This window comes from Heyndrickxia sp. MSNUG, assembly GCF_049532715.1.
Classification (GTDB): Bacteria; Bacillota; Bacilli; order Bacillales; family Cytobacillaceae; genus Mesobacillus.
In genome coordinates, this window is the sequence record NZ_CP150978.1 from 3,541,788 (window position 1) to 3,561,966 (window position 20,179).

19 protein-coding genes and 2 other annotated features are annotated in these 20,179 nt (G+C 42.1%); of the genes, 3 read left to right on the top strand and 16 right to left on the bottom strand.

What is annotated here, in order from left to right:
• Positions 1-71: 71 nt before the first annotated feature.
• The 4 genes from AABM38_RS17870 to zapA form a co-directional block, all read right to left on the bottom strand.
• Entirely contained in the window at positions 72-2,426 is a 2,355-nt protein-coding gene (locus AABM38_RS17870; RefSeq protein ID WP_423407602.1) for an endonuclease MutS2, read from the bottom strand.
• Between the two features lie 249 nt (positions 2,427-2,675).
• Positions 2,676-4,397 carry a DNA polymerase/3'-5' exonuclease PolX gene (gene polX / locus AABM38_RS17875; protein ID WP_423407603.1) on the bottom strand — a complete coding sequence of 574 codons (1,722 nt, stop codon included), beginning with the start codon at positions 4,395-4,397 and terminating at the stop codon, positions 2,676-2,678.
• 280 nt (positions 4,398-4,677) lie between these two features.
• The gene (locus AABM38_RS17880; protein WP_423407604.1) at positions 4,678-5,220 is read right to left on the bottom strand and encodes a CvpA family protein; all 543 of its coding nucleotides are present in this window, start codon (positions 5,218-5,220) and stop codon (positions 4,678-4,680) included.
• An 8-nt stretch (positions 5,221-5,228) separates the two neighbouring features.
• Positions 5,229-5,489 (bottom strand): cell division protein ZapA, encoded by a 261-nt coding sequence (gene zapA, locus AABM38_RS17885; protein WP_335376576.1) that lies wholly within the window; start codon positions 5,487-5,489, stop codon positions 5,229-5,231.
• Positions 5,490-5,632: 143 nt separating this feature from the next.
• On the opposite strand from zapA, the gene rnhC reads away from it, so the two are divergent.
• Positions 5,633-6,565, top strand: coding sequence for a ribonuclease HIII (gene rnhC, locus AABM38_RS17890; protein WP_423407605.1), 933 nt, complete (start codon positions 5,633-5,635; stop codon positions 6,563-6,565).
• Positions 6,566-6,816: 251 nt separating this feature from the next.
• Here rnhC and pheT read toward each other — a convergent pair whose 3' ends face one another.
• The 3 genes from pheT to AABM38_RS17905 all read right to left on the bottom strand — a co-directional run bounded on the left by pheT (position 6,817) and on the right by AABM38_RS17905 (position 11,418).
• The gene (gene pheT / locus AABM38_RS17895) at positions 6,817-9,231 is read right to left on the bottom strand and encodes a phenylalanine--tRNA ligase subunit beta (protein ID WP_423407606.1); all 2,415 of its coding nucleotides are present in this window, start codon (positions 9,229-9,231) and stop codon (positions 6,817-6,819) included.
• A 19-nt stretch (positions 9,232-9,250) separates the two neighbouring features.
• Positions 9,251-10,288 (bottom strand): phenylalanine--tRNA ligase subunit alpha, encoded by a 1,038-nt coding sequence (gene pheS, locus AABM38_RS17900; protein WP_423407607.1) that lies wholly within the window; start codon positions 10,286-10,288, stop codon positions 9,251-9,253.
• Positions 10,289-10,348: 60 nt separating this feature from the next.
• Positions 10,349-10,594 (bottom strand) — a binding site (T-box leader).
• 68 nt (positions 10,595-10,662) lie between these two features.
• A complete protein-coding gene (locus AABM38_RS17905; protein ID WP_423407608.1) occupies positions 10,663-11,418 on the bottom strand; it encodes a TrmH family RNA methyltransferase in 756 nt (251 codons plus the stop codon).
• A 123-nt stretch (positions 11,419-11,541) separates the two neighbouring features.
• On the opposite strand from AABM38_RS17905, the gene sspI reads away from it, so the two are divergent.
• Positions 11,542-11,754: a small acid-soluble spore protein SspI gene (sspI, locus tag AABM38_RS17910; protein ID WP_423407609.1), complete on the top strand. Its 213-nt coding sequence runs from the start codon at positions 11,542-11,544 to the stop codon at positions 11,752-11,754.
• Positions 11,755-11,838: 84 nt separating this feature from the next.
• Here sspI and AABM38_RS17915 read toward each other — a convergent pair whose 3' ends face one another.
• Together AABM38_RS17915 and AABM38_RS17920 are read right to left on the bottom strand one after the other, a co-directional pair.
• On the bottom strand, positions 11,839-12,924 hold the full coding sequence (locus AABM38_RS17915; protein ID WP_335376399.1) for a M42 family metallopeptidase: 1,086 nt from the start codon (positions 12,922-12,924) through the stop codon (positions 11,839-11,841).
• A gap of 74 nt (positions 12,925-12,998) precedes the next feature.
• A complete protein-coding gene (locus AABM38_RS17920) occupies positions 12,999-13,490 on the bottom strand; it encodes a dUTP diphosphatase (protein WP_423407610.1) in 492 nt (163 codons plus the stop codon).
• 152 nt (positions 13,491-13,642) lie between these two features.
• Here AABM38_RS17920 and AABM38_RS17925 point away from each other — a divergent pair, with 152 nt between their 5' ends.
• Positions 13,643-14,044 carry a sigma-w pathway protein ysdB gene (locus AABM38_RS17925; RefSeq protein WP_423407611.1) on the top strand — a complete coding sequence of 134 codons (402 nt, stop codon included), beginning with the start codon at positions 13,643-13,645 and terminating at the stop codon, positions 14,042-14,044.
• A gap of 38 nt (positions 14,045-14,082) precedes the next feature.
• Here the strand turns inward: AABM38_RS17925 and AABM38_RS17930 are convergent, their stop codons facing one another.
• The 7 genes from AABM38_RS17930 to thrS form a co-directional block, all read right to left on the bottom strand.
• Positions 14,083-14,655: a TVP38/TMEM64 family protein gene (locus AABM38_RS17930; protein WP_423407612.1), complete on the bottom strand. Its 573-nt coding sequence runs from the start codon at positions 14,653-14,655 to the stop codon at positions 14,083-14,085.
• A 63-nt stretch (positions 14,656-14,718) separates the two neighbouring features.
• The gene (locus AABM38_RS17935; RefSeq protein ID WP_423407613.1) at positions 14,719-14,997 is read right to left on the bottom strand and encodes a DUF1294 domain-containing protein; all 279 of its coding nucleotides are present in this window, start codon (positions 14,995-14,997) and stop codon (positions 14,719-14,721) included.
• 144 nt (positions 14,998-15,141) lie between these two features.
• Positions 15,142-15,270 (bottom strand): hypothetical protein, encoded by a 129-nt coding sequence (locus tag AABM38_RS17940; protein WP_423407614.1) that lies wholly within the window; start codon positions 15,268-15,270, stop codon positions 15,142-15,144.
• A gap of 825 nt (positions 15,271-16,095) precedes the next feature.
• Positions 16,096-16,455 (bottom strand): 50S ribosomal protein L20, encoded by a 360-nt coding sequence (rplT, locus tag AABM38_RS17945; protein ID WP_207500453.1) that lies wholly within the window; start codon positions 16,453-16,455, stop codon positions 16,096-16,098.
• Positions 16,456-16,490: 35 nt separating this feature from the next.
• A complete protein-coding gene (rpmI, locus tag AABM38_RS17950; protein ID WP_023627047.1) occupies positions 16,491-16,691 on the bottom strand; it encodes a 50S ribosomal protein L35 in 201 nt (66 codons plus the stop codon).
• A gap of 16 nt (positions 16,692-16,707) precedes the next feature.
• The gene (gene infC, locus AABM38_RS17955; protein ID WP_423407615.1) at positions 16,708-17,211 is read right to left on the bottom strand and encodes a translation initiation factor IF-3; all 504 of its coding nucleotides are present in this window, start codon (positions 17,209-17,211) and stop codon (positions 16,708-16,710) included.
• A 130-nt stretch (positions 17,212-17,341) separates the two neighbouring features.
• Positions 17,342-17,468 (bottom strand) — a sequence feature (ribosomal protein L20 leader region).
• 449 nt (positions 17,469-17,917) lie between these two features.
• Entirely contained in the window at positions 17,918-19,849 is a 1,932-nt protein-coding gene (gene thrS, locus AABM38_RS17960) for a threonine--tRNA ligase (protein ID WP_423407616.1), read from the bottom strand.
• Positions 19,850-20,179 lie beyond the last annotated feature (330 nt).

The window sequence follows — 20,179 nt, forward strand, 5'->3', positions numbered from 1 at the left end:
ATAAGGTTAATCCCCGTGATTTTGCATTCTTTATTTTAACTCAGTACGGCAGACTGGCAAAAGTGAATTTCTTATTTGAATTCCACCACTGTAACACCAGTTCCGCCTTCTCCTGCATCACCGAACCTGATTTTTTTAACTGAACGGTGATTCTTTAAGTACTCCTGAACGCCTTGCCTTAACGCCCCTGTCCCCTTACCGTGAATGATGTTTACACGCGGGTATCCTGCAAGCAGGGCATCGTCAATATATTTTTCAACTCTTATAAGAGCATCCTCGTAACGCTCTCCACGGAGGTCCAATTCGAGACTTACGTGAAAATCTTTCCCTTTTACTATCGCAACTGGTTTAGTTTCAACAGGCTTTGGAGAATTGATATATTCCATATCCGATTCTTTGACTTTCATCTTCAGTATGCCGATTTGAACCTGCCATTCTTTATTTGAAACGCGTTCTAACAGATGACCTTTTTGATCAAAGGTTAAGACCTTCACCTCGTCACCAGGTTGATATTCATGCTTTCCTGCCTTCGCTTTGCCGCCTTTTTTAACCTGCCTTAACTCAGGGGCAGCATCACTCAAGCGACGTTTGGCATCAATTAATTCATGCTCTTTAATTTCTGCTCCTTTTTCAAGGCGGAGCTTGCGGAGCTCACGAATGATTTCTTCTGCTTCATCCCTGGCCTTTTCCACAATTGCAGCCGCTTTTTCTTTGGCCTTTTCTGCAAGTTCGTCTTTTCTGTCATAATAATCAGCCATCTGCTTTTGCAGATCCTTATGGAGATTTTCAGCATCTTTAAAAAGCTGCTGAGCTTCTTCACGGTCTTTTTCAGCCAGTTTCCTGCTTGTCTCTAGTGAAGCAATCATATTTTCAACTTCATTGCTATCCTCGCTGATATATGATCTTGCCGTTTGGATGACTGATTCTTTTAAACCAAGTCTTTTCGAAATTTCGAAGGCATTGCTTCGGCCTGGGACACCAATCAAAAGCTTATAAGTCGGGCTGAGCGTTTCTAAGTCAAATTCCACACTGGCATTTATAACACCTTCACGATTATATCCATAAGCCTTTAGCTCCGGATAGTGAGTGGTCGCAATCACCCGCGCACCGCACTTATACACTTCATCCAAGATGGAAATAGCAAGTGCCGCGCCTTCCTGCGGATCCGTTCCAGCGCCGAGTTCATCGAATAGCACCAGACTGTTATAATCCACTTTGTTGAGGATTTCCACAATATTGACCATATGGGATGAGAAAGTGCTTAAGCTTTGTTCAATTGATTGTTCATCACCGATATCTGCATAAACAGATTCAAACACAGCCATTTCAGACCCATCAAGCGCAGGAATCTGCAACCCTGCCTGGGCCATCAGTGTGCAAAGGCCAACTGTCTTCAGCGTAACCGTTTTACCCCCGGTATTCGGGCCGGTAATAACGATGGTCGTGTAGTCCTTGCCAAGGGCGACGCTGTTTGCAACGACTTCATCAATCGGGATTAATGGATGCCTTGCCTTAATAAGATTGATACGGCCCTCATTATTTACAATTGGCTTAGAACCTTTTATCCTGCTGCCATACCTTGCCTTAGCAAACATAAAATCAAGCTCAGCCATTATCTCAACAATTGCCAAAAGTTCATCATGATATTCCGCAGTCATTGCAGACAGTTCAGATAGAATTCTTTCTATTTCCATCTGTTCTTTAACTCTGATCGTCTGCAGTTCATTGTTCAACTGAACGACAGTCTGCGGCTCGATAAATAATGTTTGCCCTGATGAACTTTGGTCATGGATGATGCCGCCGTAATGGCTTCGGTATTCCTGTTTAACAGGGATGACAAAACGGTCATTTCTGATCGTGATGATCGCATCTGACAGCATTTTTGCAGCATTGGAGGATCGGATCATGCTCTCGAGCTTCTCCCGTACCCTTGACTCTCTTGTTCTCATCTGTTGACGGAGAGACCTAAGTCCGTCACTTGCACTGTCCAGAACCTCGCCGCCTTCATCAATTGCATTTTTAATGGATTCCTCTAACTTAGCGAGCACAATAATTCCTTCAGAATAGTTTAGTAAGATGGGAACCTCTGTTACCTCCTGCAGGTCCTCGATGAATCGCTTCATTTGTCTGCTAGCATGGACCGTGCTCGCCACCTGGACTAGTTCAATCGGACTGAGCATCCCGCCGATTTGAGCTCTTTTCGTATGCGGTCTTATATCGTGGATGCCGCCCAGAGGAACATTCCCTTTTATCCTGAGCACTTTAGCCGCTTCATCTGTTTCTTCCTGAAGCCGTGATACTTCTTCGAAATCTGCAGACGGCATTAAGGTTTGGGCTTTTTCCCTGCCTAGTGCGGAATGTGTATGTTCGATCAGCTGATTCCTGACTTTATCAAATTCAAGTGTTTTCATGGCTCGTTGCTGCACAAAATTTCCTCCTTCTTCTCAATCGAAGGTTCTCTTTTAATAAGGTTCTTTTCGTAAACTTTGTTGTTTTCTCTATGAAAGTGAAAATCGGCACCTGGGTTTTTCCGTGTAGTTCAGAAATCTTCTCGAAAAAGCCTGATCCCTTTATAAATGCGAATACAAGTACTTGAGCGAAACCAACAAACAATACAAAAAAGCCTTTAATATCGATAAATCATATTGTTGAGAGTCTATATAAGAAAATAGATTTTACTTATGTCGGTCATGCAGGAAGTCAAGCAATCCATTCAGGTCTAATGCATTCAAAACCGAGGATTCCTTGATCCAGCCCTTTCTTGCTGAGGTAACGCCTATCCCCATATGTTCGAGTGTATCTACTTTATGAGCGTCTGTATTAATAACGATTTTCACGCCTGCATCCTGAGCTTTTCTTAGATATTCCGCTGCAAGATCCAGCCTGTTAGGATTAGCATTCAGTTCAAGTGCGGTATTAGTATCTTTAGCCAGTTCGATCAGCATATCGATATCCACGGGATAACCCTCACGTCTGCCAATCAGCCTGCCTGTCGGATGGGCAATGATGTCAACATTGGCATTTACCAAAGCCGTTTTCAAGCGATGCATGATTTTTTCAACAGGCTGTGAAAATGACGAATGGATGGATCCAATCACCAAATCCAGCTCAGCTAACAAATCATCCTCAAAATCAAGGGTGCCATCCGGTAAAATATCCATTTCAATTCCTGTCAGGATTGTAAAATCATCAAATTTTTTATTCAGTTCCTTCACTTCTTCAATTTGTTTCCTTAATCGTTCTGGCGTAAGACCGTTCGCGACCTTCAAATATTGGGAATGGTCGGTAATGGCCATATATTTATAGCCTCTTCTGATACACTCCTGAGCCATTTCTTCAATTGAATGTCCCCCGTCACTCCAGGTTGAATGCATATGAACATCACCTTTGATTGCGCCAAGGGTAATCAGTTTTAAATCCTCTTTATATAACTCCACTTCAGAACCGTCTTCGCGCAGTTCAGGCGGAATAAAAGGAAGCCCAAAATACTGATAAAATTCCTCTTCGGACTCAAATGTCGTTACTTCCCCTGTTTCAACATTTTCCACACCATACTCGCTGATTTTTTCACCTTTTTCCTTTGCAAGCTGGCGCATTCTGACATTGTGATCCTTCGAACCCGTAAAATGATGAAGTGCAGTTACGAATTCTTCAGGAGAAACCAAGCGGAAATCAACATTCACATCATAATCCAGTCCAAGTGTCACAGAAACCTTCGTATCTCCAGCCGCAATGATTTCCTTGATTTTTGGCAGTTTGACTAGCTCTTCTTTAACTGCTGCCGGGGTTTCTGAAGATATGATAAAATCGAGGTCTTTAATCGTTTCTCTCAACCTTCTAAGGCTTCCTGCCCGAGAGAACCGGTCTATTCCCTCTATCATTTGAAGATGGGACTCAATTAATTCTGCGACTGGCAGCATATATGCCAATGGCAGACGCTCTGGCCTTGTCCCAAAGTTTTCGATCGAAGCGAGAATCTTTTCTTCCGTTTTCTTGCCAAAGCCTGCAAGATCGCGAATCTTCCCTGCCTTTGCCGCTTCTTCTAAATCATGGATGCCCTCAATACCTAGCTCTTTGTAAAGCTTGGCTATTTTTTTGCCGCCCATACCCGGGAGCTGAAGCAGCGGAATCAATCCGCTAGGTACCTCTTCCTTTAATTCTGCAAGCTCTGTTGAAGTACCTTTTTCCATATATTCCAGGATGACAGAAGCAGTACCTTTACCAATCCCTTTTATTTCAGTCAGGTCCCCCATTTCCGACATGCTTCTTTCATCGGCTTCAAGAGCGGCTGCTGCTTTTCTGAAGGCTGAGACCTTGAATGGGTTTTCCCCTTTTAATTCCATATATATAGCAATTGTTTCGAGCAATTGGACGATATCTTTTTTATTTGCTGGCATAATGCCCACCTGCCTTTTCTTTTCTATTCCGGAAGCAAAGAGATTTATTCCAGAAGAGGTCGATTGTATTCTATTTTATAGAAAACAAGCTTCACTGTGAAATCAAATGAAGCCTGATTACAAAAAGCAGTTTGTCATCTAGTATTGTTACTCTTTCCGTTTTCGCCATATAAGCTGGATTTGTCACTAGTAATATTCCCAAATACGAAAAGGCTTTGTCCTTTTTTATCATTATGTCAAAAAAGCCTGATAAAAGAAAAACTTCTCCGCAACAGAGAAGTTATGCAGCCATATATTCAATCCATAGTTGTTTTATTTGCTGTGAAAATACCGGTGTATTTTTTATGATATTTTCGGCAAGAATTGAATCGTTCAATGGGTCCTGAATTGCCTGAATTGGCAATAGTGCAGCTATGTATAAAATGATGAACATGACAAGATAGACTTCGACTAATCCTAATATACCGCCGGCCCAAACGTTCAGCTGATGAAGGATTGGCAGGTTTGCGACAAAGTCCAGCATGGATCCAATAATTTGGAGCAAAATCTTTACAGCGAAAAAAATAGCTGCAAACGCAATTGCCCTATAATACGCAGTTTCGAGATTGGTATTATCAAAGATGAGATTTAAGGTAGTATTACTTCCGAGATTAGGATACGGAATCCATAATGTCAGCTTTGGTGCGAGTTGTTCGTAGTATATGTATGCAACAATGAAAGCTACAATAAATCCAACGAGGTGGATAGTTTGGAGAATGAATCCCCTTTTAAGTCCTACAAAAAAGCCAATAACCAAAATAGCTATAACCGCGAGATCAAGCATGCATAAGTTCAGTCCTTTAACCTTTTAATTTCCGCTTCGAGCGACTCAACACGATCTTTCATTTTTATGTAATCGTTAACGGCATTCACTGCAGTTAACACTGCTAATTTATTAATATCAAGTGAAGGATTCGCTGAGCTGATTTCACGCATTTTGTCATCTACCATTGAGGCTATGAGCCGGATATGGCTGGTGCTTTCTGTACCGACTATGACATACTGCTGTCCAAATATATCCACAGTCGAACGATTTTTTTTTATGTCTGACAACATTTATGCCCCCATTCGTAAGAATCCTATTCTATACTATAACATGAACGCAAATGACTGGGAAGTATTTGCCTGTCACATACATATGAATTTTGGAAGATAATGTCTAACTTTGAAATAATCCAAACAGGGAGTGTTTAACCATGGGAAATATCGTCCTGCAGAAAAAACCGGAAGAAATCAAAAAGATGAAAGAGTACTATAGTAAATTTTTGATTGATAAGCTTCCTCCAGGCAGCATTTTCGCTGCAAAAACAGCTTCCTGTGCAATAACAGCTTACAAGTCCGGGAAAGTACTATTCCAGGGCAAAGACGGCGAATCAGAAGCAGCTAAGTGGGGGACAGCTGTTGAACCTTCCGCCAAGAAGAAGACGGGCACAACCTCATCTCCATCCCATTTACCCAGCAATATCAGTGAAATGTCAATCATCGGATCGGATGAAGTCGGCACCGGAGATTTCTTTGGCCCGATTACAGTTGTTGCAGCATATGTCAGAAGAGAAGATATTCCGATTTTAAAAGAACTCGGGGTACAGGATTCAAAAAATTTAAAGGATGATAAAATCATTGAAATCGCAAAGCAGCTCGTAACTTTTGTTCCACACAGTCTGCTTACCCTTCACAATGAAAAATACAACCAAATGCAGATGAAAGGCATGTCACAGGGCAAACTGAAAGCTTTGCTCCATAACCAGGCAATCAATCATGTCTTGGAAAAAATAGCGCCGGAAAAACCTGAAGCGATCCTGATCGACCAATTTGCGAAAGAGGAAATCTATTACGCTCACTTAAAAGGACAAAAAAATATCATGCGGGAAAATGTTTTATTCAGCACCAAGGCTGAGGGGATCCATTTAGGAGTTGCAGCGGCATCCATGATTGCACGGTATGCATTTGTACGCCACTTTGAAAATTTGAGCAAGCGGGCTGGATTCACGATTCCTAAAGGCGCTGGTGCCGGAGTGGATAAGGCAGCTGCCAGGCTAATTCTTGAAAAGGGTCTCGATGTTTTACCTGAGTTCGTGAAGCTGCACTTCGCCAATACGGAAAAAGCGAAGAAGATTGCGAGGGTATAAGACTATATCTTTTGTGAAATTGAAAAAAACCTTTGTTTTTTCCAGTTTGCGGGATTTCGACAAAAAGTAGCGGAATGTCCAGTTTTTTTTGCGGAATGTCGAGGCATTTTTGCGGAATAGAGGTATATATTGGCGGGATTTTCGAGGCATTCTTACGGGATACAGGCATATTCTTGCGGGGATTCGTTCTGAAGTTACGGAAAAAGTTTTCAAATAGCAAAAAGGCAGCCCGCGGGCTGCCTTTTAATTTTTTAACCTCTTAGTACTGCTCCTGTCTGTTCTTCAAGAGCCTTAAGCACTTTATTGTGTGCTTTTGCAATATCTTCATCAGTCAATGTTTTTTCTGGATCAAAATATTTCAATGAGAAGGCAATGGATTTCTTGCCCGGCTCCATTTTTTCACCTTCGTACAGGTCGAATACCTGAACTTCTTTTAACAGCGCTCCTCCTGCTTCCGTAATGACCTTCTTTAGGTCACCTGCAAAAGTTGCTTTTTCAACTACAAGGGCAATATCCCTCGAGATTGAAGGGAAGCGAGGAATTGCTGTGTATTGAAGCGGCGATGTTTCTGCCTGCAATAAGTCTTTAAGCGATAATTCGAATACGTATGTTTCTTTTAAATCCATTGTTTTCTGCATTGTTGGATGAACCTGGCCAATGAATCCAATGACCGTACCGTTCAATGTGATTTCAGCTGTACGTCCAGGGTGCATTCCTGCAAGCTCTGCTTTCTGGAAGCCAAGTTGGCTTTCTAGTCCTAGTTTGGCAGCAAGACCTTCTACGATTCCTTTAAGGACAAAGAAGTCGACCGGCTTCTTTTCACCCTGCCATGGATGGCTTTCCCATAGTCCTGTAATCGCAGCTGCTAGGTGCTCTCGCTCTTCAGGAAGTTCATCATTGCTGTTCTTTAAGAATACTGCTCCTGTTTCATAAACAGCTACACTATCATTTTGGCGTGCGATATTGTATTTAAGCACTTCAAGCAGCTGTGGAACGATGCTCAGTCGCAAAATGCTGCGGTCTTCACTCATCGGCATTGCTAATTTAACAGGCTCGCGTTCATCTAAAGCATATTGCAGCGCTTTTTCTTCACTTGTAAGTGAGTAAGTAACCGCCTGGTAAAGACCTGCACCTTCCATGAAACGACGGACAACCCGACGCTTTTTCTGATACTCAGAAAGGTGTCCTGGTGTTGATGATCCAATTGGAAGAGTTGTTCTCAGGTTATCATAGCCAAATAAGCGGCCTACCTCTTCAATTAAATCTTCTTCAATGGTGATATCGCCGCGGCGAGTTGGAACGGTTACGGAGATGGTATCATTATCGACAGCCGTTTCAAACTTCAGGCGGTTAAAAATATCCTCAACCTGCTTCATTTCAAGGTCTGTTCCCAAAACTTTGTTGATTTTTTCAAGAGTTGTTGTCACAACCAAAGGTTTGATCTCAAGTGCATCCGCTTCTACGATGCCTCCAAGGACTTCACCGCCAGCAAGCTGAATCATTAATTCAGCAGCACGTTCAGCAGCCGGGCGCACTCTTTGAGGGTCAACACCTTTTTCATAGCGAGAGCTGGCCTCACTTCTCAAGCCATGGTCTTTGGATGCTTTACGGATTACTCCACCCGCGAAATAAGCAGACTCAAGGAGAACTGTAGTCGTATCGCTTCCTACTTCTGAGTTCGCTCCGCCCATTACACCCGCAAGCGCCACAGGCTCGCTGCCGTTGGTGATTACAAGGTGATCAGCAGTTAATGTGCGTTTCGTATCATCCAGCGTTTCAATCACTTCACCAGACTTCGCGCGGCGGACCAGGATTTCTTTTGATCCCAGTTTGTCGTAGTCGAAAGCATGCAGCGGCTGGCCATATTCCAAAAGAATAAAGTTGGTGATATCAACGACATTATTGTGCGGACGGATACCTGCAGCCATCAATCTAGTCTGCAGCCAAACCGGTGATGGACCAACCTTTACATTTTTAATGACCTTTGCAACATACAAAGGATTATCTTCCTTAGCATCAACGGTTACATTAATATAATCGCTTGCTTGTTCCGAAGAAGTTTCTGGCTGTGGATTTGGCAGTTTAATTTCTTTTCCAAGAATGGCTCCTACTTCGTATGCAACACCAATCATGCTCATTGCGTCAGCGCGGTTTGGAGTCAACCCAAGCTCAAGGATTTCATCATCCCTGTTCAACACTGCAAGAGCATCCTGGCCGATTTCAGTATCCTGTGGGAAATTGTAAATACCTTCAGCAAATTCCTTAGGTGCAAGCTTTGCTTCGATTCCAAGCTCAGCCAAAGAGCAGATCATCCCATTGGATTCTTCGCCGCGAAGCTTTGCTTTCTTGATTTTAAAGTTACCAGGAAGAACTGCTCCTACCGTTGCAACTGCTACTTTTTGCCCTTTTCCAACGTTTGGTGCACCGCAAATGATTTGAACTGGTTCGCCATCGCCAAGGTCCACAAGAGTCTTGTTCAATTTTTCTGCATTCGGGTGTTTTTCACATTCAATTACGTGACCCACTACTACACCGCTCATGCCCTCGTTTAACTTTTCTACGCCTTCAACCTCAATGCCGCTCTTTGTGATTTTTTCAGCAAGCTCATCCGCAGATACGCCAGCTAAATCAATATAATCCTGCAGCCATTTATATGATACCAACATGGTTTAATCCTCCTAATCCTTATTCTTCAACCGAAAATTGCTTTAAGAAGCGGACATCATTTGTGTAGAAGTGACGGATGTCGTCCACTCCATATTTAAGCATTGCGATACGTTCTGGTCCCATACCAAATGCGAAGCCTGTATATTTCTTGGAATCGTAACCAGCCATTTCAAGAACGTTAGGATGAACCATTCCCGCTCCAAGGATTTCAATCCAGCCCGTTCCTTTACATACGTTACAGCCTGAACCTCCACAGATTTTGCAGGAAATATCCATTTCTACTGATGGCTCAGTGAATGGGAAAAAGCTCGGGCGCAAACGGATTTCACGGTCTTCACCGAACATCTTCTTTGCAAATACTGCAAGAGTGCCTTTAAGATCGCTCATACGAACATTTTCATCTATAACCAATCCTTCGATTTGCATGAACTGGTGTGAGTGTGTTGCATCATCATTATCACGGCGGTATACCTTACCAGGGCAGATAATTTTAACTGGACCTTTGCCTTGGTGCTTTTCCATCGTTCTCGCCTGTACTGGCGAAGTGTGAGTGCGCATCAGAATTTCTTCCGTGATATAGAAGGAATCCTGCATGTCACGCGCGGGATGTCCCTTAGGAAGGTTCAGCGCTTCAAAGTTATAATAATCTTTTTCAACTTCAGGGCCTTCTTCAACTGTATAGCCCATGCCAATGAAAAGATCTTCAATTTCTTCAATGATGCTTGTAAGCGGATGATGGCTACCAGTATTAACTGGTCTTCCAGGAAGTGTTACATCAATTTGTTCGGCTGCCAATTGCTTTGCAACAGCCGCTTCTTCAAGCTCCTGCTGCTTCACTTCAATCTGCCCAGCAATTGCGTCGCGGACTTCATTAGCAAGAGCACCCATCATTGGTCTTTCTTCAGCGGATAATTTGCCCATTCCCTTTAATACTTCCGTAATAGGACCTTTTTTTCCAAGATAGGAAACTCGAATATCATTCAATTCTTTAAGATCAGCTGCTGCAGCTACTTTTTCAAGTGCTTCAGCCTGCAGTTCTTTTAAACGTTCCTGCATTTTAAATCCTCCTTCATTTCATACATTTCTTTTTTGAACACAAAAAGACCTCATCCCAGATAAAGGGACGAGGTCTTGGTTATCGCGGTACCACCCTTTTTAACAGGCAATACGATTATGTATTACTTGTTCGCTTCATTAAGATAACGGCTTGTGCCGATGCATCTTTACACTCATTCAGAGTGGTCCCGATGCCAACTCAGGAGGTGAACTTCGCTTGCCTGTTCCATAAAAATGCTCCCAATCATCGGCATTTTCTCCCTGGATGGCCATCATCAAGCTACTTTTCTCCGTCATCGTTTTTGAAATATTATTTTGCTGTTTATTATAGTATAAACAGCGCGCAGTATCAAATGGTTTTGAAAAAAATGCGCCTATTTTGCCGTTTGCAAATAATATAGCAGGATCCCCGCGGCCACTGCTACATTCAAGGATTCACTTTTCCCAAGAATAGGGATATACAGATTTTGCGTTGTTTTTGCCAGCAGCTCCTTGTTTACTCCGCTACCCTCATTCCCAACGAGCAGAGCGAATGATTCATTGCTGGCTGCCTTAGTAAAAACAGAACCGTTTTCAAGTGCTGTTCCGTATACAGGAATATTTTCTGTTGTAAGATGATCAATCCACTCATTGAGGTTGCCGTTAAGGACAGGTAAATGAAAATGGCTGCCCTGCGCAGAGCGGAGCACCTTTGGATTGTAAATATCGACACTGCCTTTTCCAACAATAACTGCATCAATTCCAGCTGCATCCGCTGTCCTGATCATCGTTCCAAGGTTCCCTGGATCCTGAACAGAATCAATTAACAAATACGTTTTCCAGTTCTCAATAGTCTGTCCAGGCTGCCTGCAAACGGCAAAAATGCCTTGTGTTGTTTCCGTCTCAGCAAGCTGCTTGCTAATTTCATCCGTCACGATTGTAACAGGGATATCGCCATAATCCCAGCTTGGCGGCATTTCTGTTTTTTCATTCAGGATGATTTCTTCCACACATTCTTTTTGTTTAAGTGCTTCCTCAACTAGATGGAAGCCTTCAATAAGAAATGTGCCAGACTTATCTCTTTCCTTACGCGTCTGTAGTTTTTTCCATTGTTTAACTTGTGGATTTTTATCAGATTGAATGTACTTCACTCTGGCTCTCCTTTAATATGGATTGTTCAATTTTACTATTATATCTCAAATTCGATACATAATAAAACCAAAATGGTGAATTCTATAATCAATGTTGAAATTTGAAAGGAGTATGAGTAAACAATGAACTTGAACCTTAGAAATGCAGTTATTTCAAATGTTTCTGGAAATACACAGGATGAGCTTAAGGATACAATTGTTGATGCTATTGAAGCTGGTGAGGAAAAGATGCTGCCAGGACTCGGAGTACTATTCGAAGTAATCTGGCAAAACGCTTCTGAAGAAGAAAAGCAGGAAATGCTGGATGCGCTTGAATCTGGATTGAAAAGAAAATAATTCCAACGAATGAACTCCTTAATTTCCAGGAGTTCTTTTTTTGACACGAAAAAAAGGAAGGCCGCAGCCCTCCTTGTGTTTTCCTTATTCAAAAGTTAGTTGATCAACCGTTTCTTTATCAAGTCGTTTAATTACTTCTACAATTAATTTAACAGCATTTTCATAGTCATCACGGTGCAGCATTGCGGCATGTGAGTGAATATAACGCGTCGCGATTGTGATGGACAAGGCAGGAACTCCACGATGAGTCATGTGGATGGCACCTGAATCTGTACCGCCGCCGGCGACCGCATCGAACTGATATGGAATATTCAATTCGTCTGCTAAGTCTGTTACAAAGTCACGAAGACCTTTGTGTGAAACCATGGAAGCATCATAAATGATGATTTGCGGTCCATCTCCCATTTTGCTCAGTGCTTCCTTTTCAGTAACGCCTGGTGTATCTCCGGCAATCCCTACGTCAACACCGAAACCAATATCTGGCTCGATCAGCTGTGCAGAAGTTTTAGCCCCACGTAGACCTACTTCTTCCTGAACAGTACCCACTCCGTAAACCACGTTTGGATGCTCCTGGCCTTTAAGCTGCTTCAGTACATCGATTGCAATCGCACAGCCAATGCGGTTGTCCCATGCTTTTGCAAGCAGCATTTTTTCATTGTTCATCACTGTGAATTCGAAGTAAGGAACAATCATGTCTCCTGGAACGACTCCCCATTCCTTCGCTTCATCACGGCTTGATGCGCCGATGTCGATAAACATATCTTTAATATCAACCGGCTTTTTGCGTGCTTCAGCAGGCAGGATGTGAGGCGGTTTTGAACCGATCACCCCAGTGATTTCCCCTTTGCGAGTTACAATTGTCACACGCTGTGCCAGCATGACCTGTGACCACCATCCGCCAACTGGCTGGAAACGGATGAAGCCCTTGTCATCAATGTTTGTTACCATGAAGCCGACTTCATCAAGGTGACCAGCAACCATAATCTTGGGTCCGTTTTCGTTACCGACCTTTTTTGCGATCAAGCTGCCCAGACCATCTGTCGTTACTTCATCAGCAAATGGAGTTATGTATCTTTTCATTACTTCCCTTGGCTCACGCTCATTGCCGGGAATGCCTTTGGCATCAGTTAAGTCTTTTAACATCGTAAGTGTTTCATCTAATTTAGCCATTATTTCGACTCCCTTAATATGTAGTTTCGAATCCTATTATACTAAAACGGCAGGTCATTGTACAAAAAATTCTGCTAATATCCTTTGCGCTGCCTATCATAATTTACTTCATTTTTTTGAATATATGCCTGTTCGATTTGATTCTCTTCCAGTCCAAGCAGCTCAGCAAGCTTCATATAGCCCTCAAATAAATGAATGAATTCCTCTCTTGAGCGGGTTTTTCTGAATTCCTGGACCCTTTCATACACTTCAATGAAATGGATGCTCACGTCTGCCCCATCACTTTTCGCTGTGAAAACCGAGCGAATATCGTCAAAACCGCACTCAATGCCAAGTGAAAGAATAAAATGGATTCCATCTACGAATTCCTCTAAAATAATCTCTTTTTCAGATGAAGGCTTCACACTCCAAAACTTGAAGCAGCGGGTTTCATTAGCAAGCTCACCTATTTCTACAAGAAGGGCGAGAACCTTTCTGTCGAATAAGTTTTCCTCCTCCAAGCCATGCTGTGATTCAATATGGCGGTCGAGTTCTTTTTGCATCTTAAAAAGCTTTTCAGTATTCATTCTGATCTCCTTGTATTTGTTAGCATAAAATCCTCATCAATTTAGATAAATATTATGATTTCCTTAAAAAAGTATAAAACAATTGAAAAATTGATGAAACTATTTTGTATCTCATCCGTAAATAAGGAAAGTTAGCATTGGAGGGGCAGACCATGATCCTGCTTTTACGGCTTATCATATTGCTTTTATTCATTTTTCTAATATACAGCGCAGTGAAATATTTATTCCACCCAAAGCGAAAACTGGAGCTGGCCCATGAGCAAAAACGATTCTTTTTCCTTGATGACCTGGACAATGTACGCAAGAACTTCTTGTTGACTTACAAAGGGGTTTTATTTGAAGGTGAAAAATATCTTGGCACCACACAATCCGCTTTTGAAGTCGTCTCCATCTTCATTTGGCCCAAAAAAACTTCTGCTTTGAAGGGACTCGTTCTTGAAGATTTCCAATTCATTGAACGAAAAGTCCGGGAAAGCTACCCTGTTGCCAAAATCGACTGGAAAAGTCCAATCAAGGAATTTATGGCAAATCATGATCAGGAAGATGAATCCTAAATTGCAAAAGCGTCCGGACAGAGTCCAGACGCTTTTTTTTACGCAGATGATCCGAAAAATTCATGCCACTTAATGAAGGCTATTTTTTCCCTCAGCAGATACGTAAACACCAAAATTGCAGCTGCAAGGAAGACTCCTGTAATTACACTAATATGACCAATGTACTCGCCAAACACGGTATAGAAAATCACAAATGGAATATTCGCATAAAGGCTGGCCTTCACAAAAACTTTAAAGTTGTTATTGCGTTTATAGAGGCAAAAGGTGAGCAATTGATAATGAATAATCGGAATCAATCTGAGAAGCGAGACCTGTGCAACAGTAAAATCCCTGTACCGTCCAACCACTCGGTTTTTAAGTTTACTAAGTTTGCTCGTCATTGCCGGAGCATATTTCATTAAAGTGTAAAATAAGATGCTTGCGCCGGTAAGACCTATCAAAGAATATAGGATTCCTGGTATCATCCCAAATAGCAGGCCACCTGCTATGCATACCACTGCCGGCGGAACAAATAAAAATTGACGAAATACGTGAAACAAGATAAAGGTAGCAGGAGCATACCAGCTCCCTGACTCAAAAACAATCAGCAGCAAGGACCAGACGTCTTCCAAATATGTCACCTGCCTAAAAGTCATTCTAGGATGCTATTAAAACATATAGAAGTGCCCAGGCTGTTATGCTAAAAGCTTAAAAATATATACAAAAACACCTGCTTCAATGACAGCAAGCAGGGGAAGTCCATACTTGAATTGAGCATGCTTCGTTTTATGGCGGTAATGCTTCATCCCAGCTGCTGCACCTATTGCCCCTCCCAAAATGGCAACATTCCATAAAGTACTTTCACTTATTCTATAAAGATTCTTTTTTGCGCGTTTCTTGTCTGCGCCCATGATGAAAAAACCGATTGCGTTCATAATAACGATGAGGCCAATGACCATCCATGTTAGTTCCATTCAATTCACGTCCCTTATTTCACATCAAAATTGTTAGTATGTATGCACGCAAAGCGTCTTGCTTCATTATAGCTTAAACAAGAGATTGGGAGGGGATTCTTTAGAGAGGGAATAATCCTTGTTGGAAGAGAGTGGCTTTATTGTTTATAAAATATTGCCATATGCAACAATTTGAACATTGAAAAGACCTTTTTTAATTGTTCCAGTCCTCGTATTCGTATATTGAAGATTCTCTTCATTCGTTCCAATCACATCTATTGGAACAACACACAAGCATTTTTTCCTCCTTCATTGTTCCAATCACGTCTATTGGAACATCGCACAAGCATTTTTTCCTCTTTCATTGTTCCAATCACGTCTATTGGAACATCGCACAAGCATTTTTTCATCTTTCATTGTTCCAATCACGTCTATTGGAACATCGCACAAGCATTTTTTCCTCTTTCATTGTTCCAATCACGTCTATTGGAACAACACACAAGCATTTTTTCCTCTTTCATTGTTCCAATCACGTCTATTGGAACATCGCACAAGCATTTTTTCCTCTTTCATTGTTCCAATCACGTCTATTGGAACATCGCACAAGCATTTTTTCCTTTTTCATTGTTCCAATCACGCCTCATTATTGCTCAGCGCCATTTCTTTTAATTAAAATATTGTCTGCCAATTGATATCAAACCCGCATTATGAATATAAGCGATAATCTATAGCTGATTTTACAACTTGGCTCTGTTAAACAAGGCTGTTGATTTTCGTTCCAGGCGCTTCGATTTCCACTGAAGAATTATGAAAAAGCCCAACTGCCGGCTTTTTCAAAAGCAAATTCTTCTAGGGGCTGGCGCTGAGCCTCCTCGTCGCTTCGCTCCTGCAGGATCTCATCTGATCAGCTGCGCCCGCAGGACATTGATTTTGCTTCCTCGAATCTGCCCACGCACGATGGAAATGCGTTAGCATTTTCGGAGGAGTCTACGCGCCTTCCACTACAATCAACAGGGTATTAAAAATCAACATTCAGCTTTAACAGAGCCTACAACTTAAAAAGCTCCAAAAACAAGAAAAAACCATCCTCATATGAGAATGGTTGATCTTACAAGTGAATTACTTGTTGAATTGGCTTTTTGCTGTTTCAGCTAGTTGAGCAAATGCGTTAGCATCGCTTACTGCAAGTTCAGCAAGCATCTTGCGGTTTACTTCGATACCAGCAAGCTTTAGGCCGTGCATTAAACGGCTGTATGAAAGACCGTTCATGCGTGCTGCTGCGTTGATACGAGCAATCCAAAGTTTGCGGAAGTCGCGCTTCTTCTGGCGACGGTCGCGGAATGCATACATTAGAGATTTCATAACCTGCTGGTTAGCAACTTTGTATAATGTATGTTTTGAACCGTAATAACCTTTTGCTAATTTAATGACTTTTTTACGACGCTTGCGCGTAACTGTACCGCCTTTTACACGTGGCATGTAATTTCCCTCCTATATAAATCGATCGCTCGAATTTACTTAATGTTGTCCAACATATGACGAATGCGTTTGAAATCGCCTTTAGAAACGATTGCAGATTTGCGAAGCTTACGCTTAGCTTTTGTAGATTTGTTAGCAAATAAGTGGCTAGTGTAAGCGTGTGAGCGCTTAAGCTTGCCAGTTCCAGTTTTCTTGAAACGCTTGGCAGTGCCGCGGTGAGTTTTCATTTTTGGCATAGGGACTTCCTCCTCGTTACTTTTCAGTTTTAGGTGCTAAGACCAGGAACATGCTTCGGCCATCCATCTTTGGATGTGATTCGATTGTCGCTACCTCTTTGCAAGCTTCAGAGAAGCGATCAAGAACACGCTGACCAATTTCCTTGTGTGTTATAGCACGTCCTTTAAAACGGATAGATGCTTTAACTTTATCGCCTTTTTCCAAGAACTTGATAGCATTGCGAAGCTTTGTATTAAAGTCGTGCTCATCAATTGTCGGGCTAAGACGTACTTCTTTAGTTGTGATGATCTTTTGGTTCTTACGTGCTTCTTTTTCTTTCTTTTGCTGTTCGAATTTGAATTTTCCGTAGTCCATGATACGGCCTACAGGAGGTTTCGCATTCGGTGCAACAAGTACAAGATCAAGATTAACGCGCGCTGCGATTTCAAGCGCTTCAGTTTTGGTTTTAATTCCTAATTGCTCGCCGTTTTGATCGATAAGACGAATTTCGCGAGCACGGATTCCCTCGTTTAGTAACATCGCGTCTTTGCTAATAATTAGCCACCTCCAGGGTTTTATCGAATACATTGTCAAGGAGAAGAATTACATTGCCAGGCAGAGCCTGCCGTCTTGCTCACACAATGACATACGATATGTCCTTTTTTATTTTGCAATAAAAAAAGCGCAGGCGACAACACCCACACTTACGAAAACAAAATAATTAGACGTTTACGTATTACCTGCTAACAGCACTTTTGCGTCAGCCAGGTGAGAAGCGGGTGCTTCTTCTTTCCTAAAACTAGTATTCAGTTCACTTTTGCTAATATAACACAAAGAAAAAGATGTGTCAAACGATTACTACTTGCGTTAACTGCAACGTATTGTATTTTATCAAATAGATATCCACCCTGCAATACTTTTTATTAAAAAATAATTTAATACCTCTAAAAAAGCGTGCAGTTTTGGTATAATTTCATAAAATACTGATAAGAAAGCTGGTGCAGTTTTGCTTGTAGCAATCATTATTACAGGTGTGATCACGGGCCTATTAGCAGGCAATGCATTAAAATTTTTCAGGACAGGCTATGGCTTTTCAAATGATATCGATAATAAGCCATTATTGCTCAAATCGTGCAGATTCTGCGGCCTGAAAATCCAGCGGAATTATAAAAAAAACCTCTGTCCATCTTGTCTAAAACCTCTTGAATAACAAAATGAGAGAAGCACAGGGCTTCTCTCATTTTTATTACTTCTTCGCTTCTTTCCTGAAAGACTCAAGGAATTCTTCGAAAGAAACAGTTTCTGATTTTTGTTCACCATATTTACGGACGTTGACTCCTTTATCGGCAACTTCATTGTCACCGACAACAAGCATATAAGGAATCTTCTGCATTTGCGCTTCACGAATTTTATAGCCAATCTTTTCATCACGGCCATCAATTTCAACACGGAAGCCTTCTGCCTTAAGCTTCTCCTGGATTTCACGGGCATAGTCATAGTGCACAGATGGTGAAACCGGGATGACTTGTGCTTGAACCGGCGCCAGCCATGTTGGGAATGCACCCTTGTATTCCTCAATCAGGAAGGCAACGAATCTTTCCATAGTCGATACAACACCACGGTGGATAACGACTGGACGATGGTGTTTGCCATCTTCTCCAATATAAGTTAAATCGAAACGCTCAGGAAGCAAGAAATCAAGCTGGACTGTTGAAAGTGTTTCCTCCTTGCCTAGAGCAGTCTTGACCTGGATATCAAGCTTAGGACCGTAGAATGCGGCTTCGCCTTCAGCCTCGAAGTACTCAAGACCCATTTCATCCATCGCTTCTTTTAACATCGCCTGTGCCTTTTCCCACATTTGGTCGTCATCGAAGTATTTTTCCTTGTCCTCAGGGTCGCGGTATGAAAGACGGAATGAGTAATTGTTCATATCAAAGTCTTTGTAAACTTCAAGCACAAGCTCTACTACACGCTTGAACTCTTCCTTGATTTGGTCTGGACGGACAAAAAGATGAGCGTCGTTCAAAGTCATTCCGCGTACGCGCTGCAAACCAGCCAATGCGCCGGACATTTCATAACGGTGCATTGTTCCTAGCTCCGCAATCCTGATTGGAAGCTCCCTGTAGCTATGAATGCTGTTTTTGTACACCATCATATGGTGCGGACAGTTCATCGGCCTTAAAACAAGCTGTTCATTTTCCATTTCCATTACTGGGAACATGTTTTCCTGGTAGTGATCCCAGTGTCCGGAAGTTTTATAAAGCTCCACGCTTCCCATTACAGGAGTGTATACATGGTCATATCCAAGGCTTACTTCTTTATCCACAATGTACCGCTCGATGATACGGCGGATTGTAGCACCTTTAGGCAGCCAAAGCGGAAGCCCTTGGCCAACCTTTTGTGAGTTAGTGAATAGGCTAAGTTCTTTACCTAACTTGCGGTGATCACGCTCTTTCGCTTCTTCAAGAAGCCTTAAGTGTTCCTTTAAATCTTCTTTCTTGAAGAAAGCAGTACCATAGATACGCTGAAGCATCTTGTTGTCGCTGTCCCCGCGCCAGTATGCGCCCGCAATGCTGAGCAATTTGAATTCCTTCAGTTTTCCAGTGGAAGGAACATGCACGCCACGGCAAAGGTCAACAAAATCTCCCTGCTCATATAGAGTCACTTTTTCATCGGCAGGAATCGCTTCAATCAATTCAAGCTTATACTCATCGCCGATTTCTTTAAAGAATTGTACAGCTTCGTCACGACTGACTTCTTTACGAATAATATCAATATTTTCATTGATAATCTTGTTCATTTCTTTTTCAATCGCAGGTAAATCTTCTGGAGTCAAAGACTCCTCCATATCGATATCATAATAGAAGCCGCCTTCAATTACAGGACCAACTCCAAGTTTGACGTTCTTATATAGACGCTTGACTGCCTGTGCCATTAAATGCGCTGAGCTGTGGCGCAGAATTTCAAGTGCTTCCGGATGGTCAGGTGTAACGATTTCAATAGACGCATCCTCCTCGATTGGTCTCTTGAGATCATACGGCTGTCCATTCACCATACCGGCAATGGCTTTCTTCTTAAGGCCCGGGCTGATTGAGCTCGCAATGTCTTCAGTTGTTGTTCCTGCCGGAAACTCCTTTATTGCTCCATCTGGAAACGATATTTTTAACATGTCTGCCATTGGCTTTTCCTCCTTAAAAGAATTGGCGCAAAAACTTGCGCAAAAATAAAAAAACTCGCCCCTGAAACAGGGACGAGTTTGATCACACGTGGTTCCACCCAATTTTACATTCTTTCGCAAAATGGCGACAGAATGACTCTGGTAGAGATAACGGCAGCTGCCGCCAGTCAATACTTGCCAAAGGCGTTCATAACTGGAGTTCAAAGGTGGTAAGCAATCTTTAAGTGTTAGGAAGTTTTCAGCCTTGTCTTCCCTCTCTGGAAACCTTTCAAGAAAGCCCATGTCCTCATCAACACAATGACTTGATTCATTTAGTATGTACGTAATTAT

What these genes read in the sequence shown, in the direction of transcription:
- polX (WP_423407603.1), bottom strand. Translation starts at nt 4,397, where the DNA reads ATGCCAGCAAATAAAAAAGATATCGTCCAATTGCTCGAAACAATTGCT.
- AABM38_RS17880 (WP_423407604.1), bottom strand. Translation starts at nt 5,220, where the DNA reads ATGCTTGATCTCGCGGTTATAGCTATTTTGGTTATTGGCTTTTTTGTA.
- rnhC (WP_423407605.1), top strand. Translation starts at nt 5,633, where the DNA reads ATGGGAAATATCGTCCTGCAGAAAAAACCGGAAGAAATCAAAAAGATG.
- pheT (WP_423407606.1), bottom strand. Translation starts at nt 9,231, where the DNA reads ATGTTGGTATCATATAAATGGCTGCAGGATTATATTGATTTAGCTGGC.
- pheS (WP_423407607.1), bottom strand. Translation starts at nt 10,288, where the DNA reads ATGCAGGAACGTTTAAAAGAACTGCAGGCTGAAGCACTTGAAAAAGTA.
- sspI (WP_423407609.1), top strand. Translation starts at nt 11,542, where the DNA reads ATGAACTTGAACCTTAGAAATGCAGTTATTTCAAATGTTTCTGGAAAT.
- AABM38_RS17915 (WP_335376399.1), bottom strand. Translation starts at nt 12,924, where the DNA reads ATGGCTAAATTAGATGAAACACTTACGATGTTAAAAGACTTAACTGAT.
- AABM38_RS17920 (WP_423407610.1), bottom strand. Translation starts at nt 13,490, where the DNA reads ATGAATACTGAAAAGCTTTTTAAGATGCAAAAAGAACTCGACCGCCAT.
- AABM38_RS17925 (WP_423407611.1), top strand. Translation starts at nt 13,643, where the DNA reads ATGATCCTGCTTTTACGGCTTATCATATTGCTTTTATTCATTTTTCTA.
- AABM38_RS17935 (WP_423407613.1), bottom strand. Translation starts at nt 14,997, where the DNA reads ATGGAACTAACATGGATGGTCATTGGCCTCATCGTTATTATGAACGCA.
- rplT (WP_207500453.1), bottom strand. Translation starts at nt 16,455, where the DNA reads ATGCCACGTGTAAAAGGCGGTACAGTTACGCGCAAGCGTCGTAAAAAA.
- rpmI (WP_023627047.1), bottom strand. Translation starts at nt 16,691, where the DNA reads ATGCCAAAAATGAAAACTCACCGCGGCACTGCCAAGCGTTTCAAGAAA.
- infC (WP_423407615.1), bottom strand. Translation starts at nt 17,211, where the DNA reads ATGTTACTAAACGAGGGAATCCGTGCTCGCGAAATTCGTCTTATCGAT.
- thrS (WP_423407616.1), bottom strand. Translation starts at nt 19,849, where the DNA reads ATGGCAGACATGTTAAAAATATCGTTTCCAGATGGAGCAATAAAGGAG.